Origin of the sequence: Leuconostoc inhae, from assembly GCF_019656015.1 — a bacterium.
Classification (GTDB): domain Bacteria; phylum Bacillota; class Bacilli; order Lactobacillales; family Lactobacillaceae; genus Leuconostoc; species Leuconostoc inhae_A.
On the sequence record NZ_BPKW01000006.1, the window covers coordinates 111,812 to 126,870 of the forward strand.

General features: G+C 37.5%; 11 protein-coding genes and 1 pseudogene. 3 read left to right on the plus strand and 9 right to left on the minus strand.

Annotation, left to right across the window (positions count from 1 at the left end):
* Positions 1–13 precede the first annotated feature (13 nt).
* The 3 genes from K5Q14_RS05455 to metG all read right to left on the minus strand — a co-directional run bounded on the left by K5Q14_RS05455 (position 14) and on the right by metG (position 4,306).
* Positions 14–823 (minus strand): metallophosphoesterase, encoded by an 810-nt coding sequence (locus K5Q14_RS05455; RefSeq protein WP_220734819.1) that lies wholly within the window; start codon positions 821–823, stop codon positions 14–16.
* Positions 824–938: 115 nt separating this feature from the next.
* Entirely contained in the window at positions 939–1,955 is a 1,017-nt protein-coding gene (gene gap, locus K5Q14_RS05460; RefSeq protein ID WP_220734820.1) for a type I glyceraldehyde-3-phosphate dehydrogenase, read from the minus strand.
* Positions 1,956–2,194: 239 nt separating this feature from the next.
* Positions 2,195–4,306: a methionine--tRNA ligase gene (gene metG, locus K5Q14_RS05465; RefSeq protein ID WP_220734821.1), complete on the minus strand. Its 2,112-nt coding sequence runs from the start codon at positions 4,304–4,306 to the stop codon at positions 2,195–2,197.
* Positions 4,307–4,531: 225 nt separating this feature from the next.
* Here metG and K5Q14_RS05470 point away from each other — a divergent pair, with 225 nt between their 5' ends.
* On the plus strand, positions 4,532–5,188 hold the full coding sequence (locus K5Q14_RS05470) for an HD domain-containing protein (protein WP_220734822.1): 657 nt from the start codon (positions 4,532–4,534) through the stop codon (positions 5,186–5,188).
* A 97-nt stretch (positions 5,189–5,285) separates the two neighbouring features.
* A complete protein-coding gene (locus K5Q14_RS05475; RefSeq protein ID WP_220734823.1) occupies positions 5,286–6,161 on the plus strand; it encodes a DNA/RNA non-specific endonuclease in 876 nt (291 codons plus the stop codon).
* 64 nt (positions 6,162–6,225) lie between these two features.
* On the opposite strand, the gene K5Q14_RS05480 is transcribed toward K5Q14_RS05475, so the two are convergent.
* The 4 genes from K5Q14_RS05480 to K5Q14_RS05495 form a co-directional block, all read right to left on the minus strand.
* Positions 6,226–7,806 carry a zinc ribbon domain-containing protein gene (locus K5Q14_RS05480; RefSeq protein ID WP_220734824.1) on the minus strand — a complete coding sequence of 527 codons (1,581 nt, stop codon included), beginning with the start codon at positions 7,804–7,806 and terminating at the stop codon, positions 6,226–6,228.
* Positions 7,807–7,823: 17 nt separating this feature from the next.
* On the minus strand, positions 7,824–8,714 hold the full coding sequence (locus K5Q14_RS05485; RefSeq protein WP_220734825.1) for a hypothetical protein: 891 nt from the start codon (positions 8,712–8,714) through the stop codon (positions 7,824–7,826).
* Between the two features lie 860 nt (positions 8,715–9,574).
* Positions 9,575–12,502 carry an SEC10/PgrA surface exclusion domain-containing protein gene (locus K5Q14_RS05490; protein WP_220734826.1) on the minus strand — a complete coding sequence of 976 codons (2,928 nt, stop codon included), beginning with the start codon at positions 12,500–12,502 and terminating at the stop codon, positions 9,575–9,577.
* A 49-nt stretch (positions 12,503–12,551) separates the two neighbouring features.
* Complete coding sequence (locus K5Q14_RS05495) at positions 12,552–13,286, minus strand: hypothetical protein (RefSeq protein WP_220734827.1); 735 nt, start codon at positions 13,284–13,286, stop codon at positions 12,552–12,554.
* A 19-nt stretch (positions 13,287–13,305) separates the two neighbouring features.
* On the opposite strand from K5Q14_RS05495, the gene K5Q14_RS05500 reads away from it, so the two are divergent.
* On the plus strand, positions 13,306–13,695 hold the full coding sequence (locus tag K5Q14_RS05500) for a hypothetical protein (RefSeq protein WP_220734828.1): 390 nt from the start codon (positions 13,306–13,308) through the stop codon (positions 13,693–13,695).
* On the opposite strand, the gene K5Q14_RS05505 is transcribed toward K5Q14_RS05500, so the two are convergent.
* The gene (locus K5Q14_RS05505; RefSeq protein WP_220734829.1) at positions 13,664–14,653 is read right to left on the minus strand and encodes a hypothetical protein; all 990 of its coding nucleotides are present in this window, start codon (positions 14,651–14,653) and stop codon (positions 13,664–13,666) included. The genes K5Q14_RS05500 and K5Q14_RS05505 overlap by 32 nt on opposite strands.
* 217 nt (positions 14,654–14,870) lie before the next feature.
* Positions 14,871–15,059 (minus strand): annotated as a pseudogene (locus K5Q14_RS05510) (hypothetical protein); the annotation flags it as partial.

Genomic DNA, 15,059 nt, shown 5'->3' on the forward strand with positions numbered 1-15,059 from the left:
TGTCGCCAGTATCTTAAAAGTCTAATATAATAAGATGATTTTGCCACTCTGTTATAAAATCATCACTCACCCACTCATGCACACGTGTTGTGTTGTACCCTACTGCAGCATTGTAGTATATGTTATTGCCGACTTTTAATGGCGCGGGATGTAAGTGTAAATGTCCCGTAACTGTCGCAATAGTATAAGAATTATCTAAAATTTCGCCGATTCTATGACTGCCTAAAAGTGCATTGGCCATGTCCAAGCGTGATGCGCCATTTGGAAAGCGTTTAATGTAATCACTACGTGGCACAAAGTGTGACACAACAACGGTTTGTTTATGGTCAGCTGCATCTAATTGTTTTTGTAACTGTCCCATATTACGATTAAAACGTTCTTTATCTGAAACAGGTTGCTTAATCCGTCGATCATACCAAAATGCATTTTTAAATTGCTGAATTTGTTGTTCAGTATAGTCGTCACCAACAAAATCATAGTTATACCAACCATTGTTAGCAATCAATCGCACTGTAGGTGTCAAATCAATAAACTTATTATGAAAATAAAGTGGATCAATATCACTTTCTAATTCATCATAGGTGACGCCATTTCCCATATCATGATTACCGGCAATGAATCGAATGATCATTTTATCGCCCAATGCATCTTGCATATCACGTGCAAATGATAATGATTTTTGAAAATCATTAAACAAATCGCCGGCAATAACATAAATATCAACAGATTGGTTCAATAAATAAAGTGCCTGTACATGCATAGCACGTTTGACATCAATCTTATTTAAGTCAAAATGATTGTCTGATGAAAATGCAACTTTCACTGTTGGAACCTCTTTCCACATAGATAAATAAAGTATAGCATATTTTATTAAAAAAAGATTGCCACTAAAAAAGCCTGCCGAAGCAGGTTTTTATTTTAGTATAGCTTTATATTTTTTACAATGTCGCGAAGTGCAACAATGTACGGATCATGTTTGAAGTGAAACCATATTCATTGTCATACCAAGCAGAGATTTTAACCAATTGTGAACCGTTACCAGTAGTGATTTCAGTTTGTGTTGGGTCAAATACTGTACCATGTGTGTCGCCAATGATATCTGTTGATACCAAACCATCACCATTATATCCAAATGATTCTGATTCGTACTTCTTCATTGCTGCGTTCACTTCATCAACAGTTACTTCTTTGTCCAAAGTTGCTGTCAATTCAGTTACTGAACCATCGATAACAGGTACACGGAATGCGTGTCCTTGCAAACGACCATCCAATTCAGGGATAACCAAGCCGATAGCCTTGGCAGCACCTGATGAATGTGGCAAAGTTGTGTTTGCAGCAGCGCGGTTTTGTTGGCGCTTAGCAAATCCTGACTTAGGTGCATCTTGCAAAGCTTGAGAAGCTGTGTACGCATGCACTGTTGTCATTGTTCCAGCTTTAACACCGAATTCCTTGTTCAATGCATTAGCCATTGGTGCTAATGATTGCGTTGTGCATGAACCAGCGGAAACAATTGTGTCATCTGCAGTCAAGATGTCTTGGTTAACACCATAGACAACTGTAGGAACAGCACCGGCTGGTGCTGAAACCAATACCTTCTTAGCACCAGCATCCAAATGAGCTTGTGACTTTTCGGCTGACGTATAGAAACCTGTTGCTTCTAATACATAGTCAACACCATCGTTAGCAACCCACTTCAAGTCTGCAGCATTACGTTCTGCATAAACTGAGTAGTGCTTACCATTAACGATGATACCAGTATCATCTGATGAAACTTCAGCGTTCAAAGTACCGTGAATTGAGTCATACTTCAACAGGTATGCCAACATATCAGGGCTAGTCAAATCGTTGATTGCAACAACTTCAATATCTGAAGCCTTGTCTGATAATTCAAGAATACGACGGAAGGCCAAACGGCCAATACGTCCAAATCCGTTAATACCAATCTTAACAGTCATGTGTATAGATCCTCCAAAGATTTTGTTTTTGACTTTTGTCAACAACCATATTATAGCACAAAGTTAATGCTTGAGCGAACGCACGTGATTGCTTTTTTTTAAAATCACACTTGCAAAATTACAACGGATATGCCTAATCAATCAACGTTTTTGTTACACATCAATTGTTTAAAAGCCGCTATTAAGCGACGAAATAACATTCATCTTTGTGATTGATCTAACATTATTTTATAACAACTTTATTCAATACCCGAACCAGGTTCGATTGAATCCGGCAAAATAGTCACCGTCACAATATCATTTTTTTCAGCTGATAAAATCATGCCTTCTGATAATTCACCAGCCATTTTACGTGGCTTCATATTAGCCACAATAGCAACCGTCTTACCAACTAACGTGGCAGGATCAGCGTACCATTTACGAATACCTGATAGAATTTGTCGTGGTTTACCTGAACCATCATCAAGTGTGAATTTAAGTAACTTTTCTGATTTTTCAACAATTTCACCAGCGACAATTTTAGCAGCCAAAATTTCAACTTTAGCAAAATCGTCATAGACAATGAGTTCACGCGCAGGTTCGTCTGTTACAGCAGTTTTCTTAGCCTCTTCTTTAACAGCGCGGCCCTTACCCTTTGTATCTTTTGACACCAAACTCGAAATAAAGCTCACCTCTTCTGCAACATCTTGACGTGGGAAAATAGGTTCGCCTTTTTTAGCGACTGTCCCACCAGTTGGTAACTTGCCGAACGTTAATCCAGCAATGCGCACACCATTTTCTGGATACTCAAAGCCAAGTTGTTCGTAAATTTTCTTAGGTGCTTTGGTCAAAACAGGTTGCAATAAGACAGCGACAACACGTAATGCTCCTGCTAAATGTGCCATGACATTTGATAAGACAACTTTTTGCGTGTCATCTTTGGCCAAAACCCATGGTTGGGTTTCATCGATATATTTATTAGCGCGTCGAATAATTGTCCATATATTTTCTAATGCATCGGCAGTTCGCATATCTTGGAAATTTTTATGATAATCGGTAATGGCGTCCTCTACTGTACGCACCAAATCTTCATCAAAGTCAGTCTTACCAGTTCGCAATTCTGGAATAACACCGTTTTCATACTTATTAATCATCGCCACTGTACGGTTGAGTAAGTTACCTAAATCGTTAGCTAAATCAAAGTTAACACGTGCAACAAAGTCTTCGGGTGTAAATACCCCGTCGTTACCAAACGGCATGGCACGTAGCAAGTAGTATCTCACAGCATCTAAACCATAGCGTTCCTCTAAAACCTCAGGATAAATGACATTGCCCTTAGACTTTGACATTTTACCATCTTTCATCACTAGCCAACCGTGACCAATAACTGCTTTTGGTAAGTCAATGCCCAATGCATGTAGCATGATAGGCCAATAAATTGTATGAAAACGTACAATTTCTTTACCAACTAATTGGACATTAGCTGGCCAAAACTTTTTAAACAAATCTGTATTATCTGAATCGTAACCTAATGCAGTAATATAATTAGATAACGCATCAATCCAAACATAGATAACATGTTTTTCATCGCCAGGAACTGGGATTCCCCAGTCTACAGCTGTACGCGTTACCGCCAAATCTTCCAATCCAGGCGCAATAAAGTTATTAATCATTTCGTTCATGCGTGCTTCAGGTTGAATAAATTCTGGATGAGTTTTGTAATAATCAAGCAGCCAATCTGCATACTTACTCATTTTGAAGAAGTATGCTTCTTCTTTGACTAGCTCAACATCATGTCCTGAAGGCGCCTTACCGCCAATCATTTTATCATCTGCATCACGATAAACTTCTGCCAACTGTGATTCAGTAAAATACTCTTCATCCGAGACAGAATACCAACCTTCGTATTCACCTTTGTAAATGTCGCCATTTTTAAGTAATGTCGTGAATATTTTTTGGACAGCTTTTTCATGTCGTGCTTCAGTTGTGCGGATAAAGTCATCGTATGAAATATCCATCAATTTCCAAAGATCTTTAATGCCTTTCGCCATGCCATCCAAATAACTAATTTCAGATATGCCTTCAGCTTTTGCTTTTTGTTGGATTTTAAGGCCATGTTCATCAGTTCCGGTCAAAAAATAAACATCTTCTCCTAGTAAACGATGATACCGCGCAGCCGCATCAGCCAAAACCGTTGTATAGGTATTACCAAGCTGTAGCTTTCCTGAAGGGTAATAAATTGGTGTCGTGATATAAAAAGTCTTATCTTTCTTAACAGAATATTGTTGTTCTGCTTTTGAAAATTTATCATAAACGACTGCCGAATCTGTAAGATTAGCTGTATTAAAAAGGACATTATTTGGTTCTGACATATGAGTCTCTCTTTCTGTCACGTGCTGAAATCACAACACATGTTCTTTGCCATATGAGGCGGGCTTTATAAGATAATTATAACGAATTTTAAGCTATTTTCATAGTTTTTCTAAAAAAATTAAAAATACAACAAGCGATTCAAGACATCATTAGGCCTTTCACAATCCGCTCAAAACTGATACAGTTAAGCATGTATTCATTACTAATTAAAGGGGATTAATGACATGACACAACTCACAGAAATTACTGATTATATGCAGCACGCACTCGCTAAAGACAACACTGGCCACAGTGTTGATCACATTAACCGTGTGGTCGCATTGGCTGACAAAATATTGCGTGATGAACCCAAGGCTAACCCATTTATTGTTCGTGCCGCTGCACTGTTACATGATGTCTATGATGATAAACTTTTTACCACTGAAGCAGAGGCATTAGGAGCAAAAAAGGACTTAATAAATTTTTTGAAAACTATTCAAGTTTCGCCTGGATCAATTACGGAAATCATTCAAATTATCGATAATATGTCATGGTCTAAATCACTCGAAGGCCATGCCGAACCACTTGACATTAACGGTCAAATTGTACAAGATGCCGATCGTTTGGAAGCCATCGGCGCTATTGCCATTACACGTGCCATTACTTATGGTGCGGTAAAAAACCGCGTCCTTTATGATCCTAGTATTGCCCCACGCACCGCCAAAAACAAAGCTGAATACCGAAACGATGATAGTACGACGATTAATCATTTTTACGAAAAACTACTATTAATCAAAGATCGTTTAAATACTGAAACAGCTCATCAAATTGCAACAAGCCGTCAACAATTCATGTTAGATTTTCTTGAACAGTTCAAATCAGAATGGGATCTATTGAAATAATACGATTGAACCAATAAGCAGGCGTTAAATCATGCTTACTGGTTTTTATTTGCCATCAAAAATGGTATGCTTTTAAAAGCTTTTAATGGAGAATAATATGGCAAGAAAACGTACTTACAGACGAAAAAAACAACCACAAAACAAATTGTTATCTTTGCTAATTTTGGTGGCTGTCTTTGGCTTTTATTTTTGGCAAAGTCAGCAAAACCAGCAAAAAAAATCTGAACCTGCTTCAAAATACACCAAAGCAATCGCTACTAATAACCAAGCACTATTAGATTTAAAATGGGACGGCACACTTAACGGCGACATTGTACATATTAATAACAATAAAGCCACTTTTACCGAATCTGAATTAAAGCAGACTTTTCCATCGCAAGCTTCAAAATTGCGACCAGTCGATGGTCTCAGCTTGTCACCGTTAGATAGCCAAGGGCGATCACAGCAAGGTAACTTTATTGCCAGCCAAGCTAGTATTAACAAAGTGACTAGCCGTCCAGATCGCATATCATACGATGTCCGTCCTTCTGGCTGGTTTATCAACGATCGATATGATGGCACAAAATGGGTTGGTGGTTATCATAACAACCCTAATGTCAAACTAGGAAATGGCAAGCAGGCACTTTGGAATAAATCTCATATTGTCGGTTACCAATTTTTCGGTATGCCAACCATGGTGACCGAAAACATGACAACAGGTACGCGTGTTCAAAATGCCTATCCTGGACAACTGGTTCCAGAAGACGACATTCGAAACGCCATCAATAAACAGCCAAAAATCTCAATTAGAGGGCAAGTGACACCGCTTTATATTGGCGATGATCGTCTCGCACGTGGTGTCCACTATATGGCTAAATCTGTCCAAGATAATGGCAAAACATTAGATTTAAACTACTGGATTTTCAATGTTCAGCCAGGTATTCAAATTGATTATCATACAGCTAAAGTTGTTATTTCGAGTAGTGTTAAATAAATAATCGCAAAAAGCCACGATACCTTACGTATCGTGGCTTTTTGTGATTTACAACACACTAAATTTAATCAACTGTGCTATCTTCTGATATTTTCTTTTGATCAGAATCAAGCGTATCGACTTGCCATGTGTCACTGCGTTTATCATAAACCATGTGAGCCGTTAACTCATAAGTTTGTGTTAAATCACCATATGAATCACCATCTTTATCAGTATCCGAAGAATAATAAAAATCAGTTTTCACTTGATAAACTGCATCAGCTGTTGTCATGCTCGTCTGTTTAACAGATTTAACATCTGGTGTATTGAATGACACAGATTCAGCATTACGTTTTGCATCATGTAAATTGTGACGAATCATCTGTTTATAATCTTGGTAAGCTTTATTGTTCGCACCATTTTTAAACATCGTCAGTGTATCACTATCTTCTTCATTTGACGCGTAAGAACCTAACGCATTGTACATAGATGAAATCGTATTATCAGCGTCACTTTCAGTCATTAATCCTTTGGCATCTAAATCAATACTCTCGCCATCGTACAAGTCTTTCAAACTCATCTTGTTTGATCTCAATGTTTGATCACCAAATTTAGCTTCGACATAGGCTGTTGCGCCTTTACTAATAGGCATTTTTTTAACTTGCAATAGCCCATCTTTCAAAGTGTCAATTTTAGTGTTCCCGATATATAAATCACCTGAAGTTAAGTTAGAGTTGACATCAAAGCTAATCATATCAATTGCTAAGTTGACATTAGCATTACTACTAATTGTGCGTTCATCACTAGTTGCCACATCTTGACCGTTAATTTTTCCGGTAGCAGCAAATTTATACAAACCGCTCACTTGTCGTTTTAATGGCTTTGAATAGTTATCCGAATCAGATGTACCAATTGTTTTACCGTTCATTTTGAGCGTAATGTCTTTATTATTGGTTGCCACATCAAAATTAACTGGCTTGATTGTAAGCTTATAATTAGGGAAAAATAAGAAGTGTTTACCCACCTGTGTGAAAGCGTAGCCGTCCGAGCTCGAACCAGACATCAATTGGTCATAGACATTATTTTGACGTTGCTTTGACCAACCATCATTGTTCATGTAATCAACAAATGGTGTTAAGTCATTTGATTTAATGTCCTTTTTGGTGTCAGACCAAACTGCATCTTTAGCATATTTTGTGGCACTGCCAGACTTCAATACGGCTAACGTACGATTAGCTGTAGCTGATTTAGCATAATATTTATTCCCCCAAACAAAGAGACCAATAATAATTACAATAACAACAATACCAATCGTCAAAGCGATTTTCTTACCACGTGCCATGGGTGTTTTTGGTGTTCTATTCTCAGTTTCCGGTACCACTTGTGTCAACGGTTTTGTACTTTGAAAACCATTTTGTTTAGCATCACGCAGTTCATCAAGGCTAGGCACACGGCCATTTTCAAAGGCAAATTTTTCACGCCATGCTGTTGCCGGTGTGACTAAAGGCGTTGTTGGTTCTACTGTTTCTTTAACTTGACTAGCTACTATTTCCTCATCAAGTGGTAAAGTAAAATCGTTCTTAGCAGCATGTGTGACTTCTTCTATTGTTGGATTACGATGATTAACTTCTTTAAACGCTGCCAACCAAATTTTTTTCTGATCCATGTTAATTTTATCTCACCTTACACATTTCCAATTGATTTTGATAATGTTTCTAACAATGGTCCGACAATATACTTCAATTCAATACCGATAACAATAATAGTAATGATCCATTGGCCTAATACTAACCATAACGCATCAATTTTTTGTTTCCCTTGATGCGCCTCAGCCACCATAAATTGTTGTCCGCTAGTCAGTATTGCAATACCGATGATGATAATCACAGCAATAATACCAAATGAACTAAAAATTGTTTGCATAATTGATGAGACATCATCTAATGAGGAAATAGAAATCGATGGAATAGGTACCAAAAATGATAAAATGGCACCAATAATGTTAACCAATGCTAATGGTGCAAACCATTTTAAGTATTTTTCTAAAATACTTTTTAAATTAAAAACATTTCGGTTAATCAATAACAAACCCGGAACGGCAGCTAAATACATAACAGCAAACCCCACAACCATATAGAAAAATAACTGTATGTTAAATGAACTTAATTGCTGGTGGACCGTAGCAGCCTCACTACCACTAAATGATGAGTATGATTGAAAGGCAACATTTAAACCACGTCGCACAACGTTTGAAACGGAAAAGGCACCTGTAATCGTTGCAATAGCAAAGGTTAACCACAAGAAAATATTGCTAGTAACATTAACTTGCTCACTCGGATGCGCTACGATTGGCTTAATCCACGTCCAATAATTGCCTGCATGTTGCTTGGCATTTGTATAGACGCGATTGGCGTCCTCAGACAATTCTGCTTTAGGCGCTGTGCTATTCGTTTGGGTATCATTGGTATGCACTGAAATCTCGCCACTTTCAACTGCCGCCAAAACCTCTTCTGCGTTCGGCTGACGATCATTGATGAGCTCAAAATATTCTGTCCATTCTTTCTTTGTTGCCATGTACTTTCTCCCTATAATTACCTTTTTAATTAAAATCAATACGTTAACTATTGTAATATAAATATTAACGTTAAGCAATTTTTTAAAATTGGCAGATCCTATAATTAAGTCGAACGATAACTAACAAAAAACCCAAAGAATTTCATATAATGGTAGTTACTAGACAAACCATCAGGAGAAATTCTTTGAGCTATTCTATTTATCATCTTTTGACCGCGGGGCCATTGAAAAATTAGTCAATTTAGGTTATTCTCTACAAAAAATTGCCGATACGATGAGCTTTTCAAAATTCATGTCCTTCAACATCGAAAAAACGAGACGCAGGCACGTTTCAAATTGATCCAATTACTGAAGAACGGCCTGCCAACATTAATGATCGCACCTATTGATACGCTGCTTTCTAGTCGCGACAAAGATAAGGCTTGTCTAGTCACTTTTGCTGAACGGTAAACCAGGTTACTCTGGGCAATACCAGCGCCTAATTTTACAAAAGAAACATGACATCATCGTTTACTTCTGTCATGCCTATTGACCTTGGGAACGTGGACGGAATGAATTATTTAATAGCAAACTGCACTGGTTTTTCCAAAAGAAAACCCTGTTTAGTCAGATTGACTACCAAACACTATTAACTATTTTTCGGGATCGTTCGAATTAAACTTGTAATCTGCCTCATCTATAAATTCATCAACATCTAATCAACGATTATAGCCATCTTTTTTAGAAAATACTATAGTCAAAAAAGTATATCATTACCTCATAATTAATCATTTCTGATATTTTTTATGCAAACAGCAGAACAAACAAATTTACGCTCAGTGTAATTATCTTCAACTACAATTGAAGACCCAAAACTATCCTTAATGTTTCTTCTTGGGTATGAAAACCATTAATGCAGTAAGTAATGTTACAATCACTGCTGAAATAACATTAGTTGAGGCATTCACGGCTGTCTTTGGCAATGAATAGCCCTTCTTCGATACGCTTGAAGTTGAATATCTGCTAGTGCGTGTTAATGTCGTCGTCGCATTTGAACTGGCAACTGCCTCATTGGTTGTTGTACTAGTCGAAGTAGCTATGGTAGACAATGGTCTAGTAGCATATTGTTGTCCATCATGATTAACAAAGGTCAACGTACCCTTGCTCCCATAACCCTTATTTGAACTAGCGTTGGCTGTGGTAGGGGCAACGGTTGCTCCTGAAACAGGCACATTATTTTTATTGGCTTGCTTTTGTGCATCTTCTTCAGTTTGTTTTTGAACAGCTGTGTAATCAATTAACGCTTTTTTAGCGGCTTCTAATTTCAACTTTGCTGTTTGTTCCAAGCTCATAGCATGATTCAAATCTGAAGTGGCGTTAGCTAAGTCACTTGTTTTAGTCATTTCATTGGCCTGCGCGTCTTTCAACGCTTGTTTTGCTGCTGTTAGCTTTTGTTGCGCTTCAATATATGCTGCTTGCTTAGCAGACAATGTTTGTTTTGCTGCTAATAATTGTTCTGTTGCTTGTTGCAGTTTTTGTTGCACAGTTGCAGGATCAGTATCAATTACCTTTTGCTTGGCATCAGCTAAAGCTTGTTCTTTACTAGCTTGCTCAACTTGAGCATTTTTTAGAACAGTCTCATCTGCGCTCAAGTTGCTATTGGCCTGCTGCAAGGCATTCTTGGATTGATCGCTATTGTTCTTTGCTGCAGCTAACTTTTGATTAGCATCAACTAACGCAGAATTTGCTTCAGTTAACTTCTGTTGCGCTAATTTAATCTGCTCTTGCTGAGACTTTGAAGTGCTTGTTATAGCTTGCTTCAATTCAGCTTGCGCCTTTGTTAAGTTATTTTTAGCTTCTGTGGCTGTTTGAGTCGCCTTGTTCAAATCGCTCTTCGCGTTTTGCAAACTAGCTTGTATTTTCTCGAGATTCGCTGCAGTAGATGTCTTAGAAGCTTGAGCTTCAGCTAACTTTTGTTGCGCGTTGGTTAAGTTAGATTGTGCTGAATGTAACGCGTTAACAGCTGAAGTATAAACTGGATTGGCTGAAGTTACGGTTGTATATCCGGACTCAGCTTGAGCGATTTGATTTGCTTTTAAATCATTGTACATTGAAGTCGTAGTAGAATTCAAATTAGAAGTATCTACGTTCCAGAAGTCAAGAACGACTGTGTGAGTAGAAGAATCTACGTTTCGTGCACCTACTCCCATAAATACGTTTGAACCATCAGTAAGTAACGCGGCTCTGTGTAACCAAGCTGAACCAGCATCCGCGTAAGCAAGTTGTGTAATTGTACACAAAGTGTAAACGTAAAGTTGTAACATTGTATTCATATTACTCAATGGAAGCTGTCCTAGATCCTGGCCGTGTTCGAATTGATCGAACAAATCAACGTTAGTAGAATCAGATGGAGCACCGTTCAATTGACCAACAGTAGCTTGATAATTTTCTTGATCAGTAATCTTAGAAGACACATCTGTATGTTCTAGAGAACCTAATCCTTTTTCGTTCATCAATGCGATTTCTGAAGAAGTCATTTCATTAGAAGCTTTAGAAGCAATCATTGGAGGAAGACCATTCTTAGAACGAAAGTCGTTGATCCAAGCAAGAACGTGTGAAGTGTATTCAGCTTGTTGAGACGCAGTAAGTGTATTATTGTCAATCTTCGAAGAAGTATCGTGAGTACTTGCGTATTCGTACCAACTCCATTCCCATACACCTGAAACTCCTGCGTATTGATCTGCGTCTGATGGCTTTTCCAAAGTTAAAGGAAGCTTATCAGTTGAGTCAATAATCGCACCAGTCACGAATCCACCGGGCTTGACAGTGTTATTAGCAGCAGGAACCTTAGTAGTAATAGTGGAAGGTGTATTATTAACTGTTGTTTGAGCCTTGTCTGCTGAAGTTTTAGCATTTGCTACATTCGTTTTAGCTTGATTAACTGCTGATGATGCCTTGCTATCAGCTGTTGTAGCTTGGGATACGTCATTATTAGCAGCAGCAACTGATTGAGTAGCATTAGTAACGTTGCTTTCAGATGTATTGACTGCAGTAGTGGCGGTAGCAACTTTTTGTTGTGCGTCTTTTACTGTTGAATCACTGCCGTTTTGAGCATCAGTCACATTCGCTTGAGCTTGCTTCGTGTTTGCGGTCGCTACATCAGCGTTTGTTTGAGCTTGGTCAACTGCAGCAGTTGTATGAGCAACGTTTTTCGTTGCAGATGATACAGCAGTTTTATCGTTAGTAATAGTTGTGTTAGCTACATTAGTATTTGTTTTAGCAACGTCAGCGGCCTGAGTTGCTGTCTGAACAGCTGACTTAGCAGCTTCATTAGTTGAAGTGTTCGTATTTTGTTGTGCTTCACTTACAGCATTGGTAGCATCAGCGACATTTGAAGTAGCACTGGTGACGGCTGACGAAGCTGAATCAGCGTCCTGAGTTGCTTCATTAACTTTTGTAGTGGTTTCAGAAGTAGTCTGAGCTGCATTTTCAGCTTCAGTTGTTGCTGTATTTACTGTCGATTGCTTATTAGCAGTAATAGTTGTTGCTGCATTATAGTCAGTTTGAGCATTAGCAACAGTGGTTTGTTGAGCTGTTGCTGCTGAATTCTTGTTGTTATCAGTGACAGACGATGTTGTTGCAACTGTACTAGTAGTAACCTCATCAGCGTTAACTTTCATGATACCTGTTGTAGAGGCCACTATCGCCATGCCAGTTGCACCAGCAATTGTCAGTATCTTTTTTGTACGTAAATTCTTCTTTTTTAATGCGTTCTTCACTCGTGTATTGTCCGTTGTTAATGTCGTCATTATCATAACCCTCCAAGTTTTTCTTTCTTTAGTTCATGTCGCATGTTAATTATTCCGACACAGTGACATCAGGAAATTGTGATGCATCTAAATTGTTTAATACATCTTCAATAGTTGACACAGATACTCTAAGCTTTTCAGGATCTACCGGTTTAGCAGAAACACCACCCTGACCTATAAATGACACACTACCTGCAACCGGTGACGTGAACTGCGCGCTCCCACCAGATTGAGTATCAAGACCATATGTACTATTACCGTCAAAACTAACATGATAGGATCCGTTATACAATTTTTTAAGACTTTCCGGATCAATGCTATGCCATAGACCATATGTAAATGAGTCTGCTATATTTTCGTTTTCTACATAGGCCATGATGTCTTCTGCATATTTTTTTGAATCTGTTTGAGCATCATTGACTAAATCAATTTTTGGATTTCCAACCGAAACAGTCACATTATCTCTTATACTGTTAATGGTGCTCTCAGAAGTATTGTCATTAACATACCCAACGACATCATTGAGAGAAACCTTTTTAAGTAAAATATTGTTTTCATCGTAGAATGCGACTTCATCATGATCCGTTCCGACTAATAAGTAATATATCCCGTTGTTTTGGTTTCCTAAATTGATAAAGTACTTGGTCGCATCACTCGTGCTCATCACTTCAATGCCAAACTTATCATTCATATTATTTTGTAGCGCCTGCCATGAACTGCTTTTTAACATATGCACCCCATAATAAGTGATAACCGCACCCGAAAGTTGTGGGTGTGCTTTCATGTCAGATGCAGAAACATGATTGTCAGTTGATTTTTTTGAAGACATCGATGAAGACGAATTAAGCAAAGATGTGGCAGATGACTTTGATGAGCTACTGCTGTTGGCATCATGTTTTTTATTGTTTGCTGACTCGGAAATCGCTAACCCTAACAAACTCATAAACACAAGTAACAATAAAGATGATATCGATAAAGAAATTATGGCGCGGGATTTTATTTTGCGATGGGTATCTCCCTGGTTATTTTTATTCCTTACTAAAGTGATGATTGATCTTACAATAATAACAACATCTATAATAATTATTATTAAACAAAGTGGTAGAACATTCATATCAAAATTTTCCTATCTATATTTATTGCGTGTCATGATTTTAATCATTAGTTATTTTGGTTTATTCGAATCAAACTAAAAACAAACATGATGAATGGCGTTAGAATAACAATCCAAAAACCGACACCTAGGTAACTGGCCACATTATTATAATCTACAGTAGATGAAAAATTACCCATAATTTGACTTATTTGGGACATTATTTTAACTAACATGACAAGAATTAAAATGCAATTCGCACCTGAAGTAATGATAGCCAAAATACGGCACATACTATTAGAAAAAATTGTGACAATGACATACACTACAGGAATCGCTACTAACAGAAAAGAAACGAACTCAACTGATGAACTGTCCATATAAAGTGTAGAAGAAATGTGAGTTGCAGATTGCAAAAGAGATGATAACGTAGTTGATTTCGACCCAATTATTGGAATATGAATTTCAATGAAAGGCAAATTATAAAAAGCAAACACATTAAAAACTCCCAACAGCATACCAACTATCTTAGCAAACGACATAGCCATAAGATGAGTGCTTGATTCATTCCTAACATTAGTGATATGACTATCCCGTGTCTGAAATTTTTTGTTCTTCAGAGACGAACTTTTGTCAACGGCATCATTGACTAAATTTTTGTATTTCTTAGCATGAGTAGAAGCATTCATCATTGCTTCTTTAATTCTCGGTTCCCAAATAAACTGCTCTCGATTCGTTAAAAGAGGATAAAAATACGATACTATTACAAGCAATACCACTATTGCTATATTAAAGATTTGGATACCTATACCGGACAGTAATAGACCACTAACCATAAACGTCATGTAAGTGAGACCACTTTTTTCTATAAATGTAATAACTTTAACCCAATGTGGGCGATTAATTTTAATTTTTTGAAAAAAGTTCTCAGAATTTTTATTTGCTTCAACTTGTTTTTTTAAGTTATCCACTTCTTTTTTTAAATCGTTAATGGCTTCACTGCTCATGTCACCCTTCGTATCAGAATCACTTTGTGGGAAACCGGTTTCATCTTTCATTACACATCCCCTCCAATATACCTTTATTTCAGTCTCGAACATTGGCTATACATAGTTAACATGACGAGATGATATACTAAGTTTAATACCACTTTCTATCTGTCGGCGCCGTACTCTCTACAAGTAACTTAGCCAACTATCACTTACAGAAACACCAATTCAAACTATTGTGTCAAAAATACACTAACCCAATTAGTTCCTTGAATAGGATAACACTCTAGCCACCCCTAAACGACTTTGTCCCAAAATCGGGGTGCTTTTCATAACATAATATATTAAAATGAATATTAAACATATCATCTTTAGAATAGTGGGCAACTAATGACCAAACCAAACCAAACCAAACCAAACCAAACCAAACCAAACCAAACCAAACCAAACCAAACCAAACCAAACCAAACCAAAC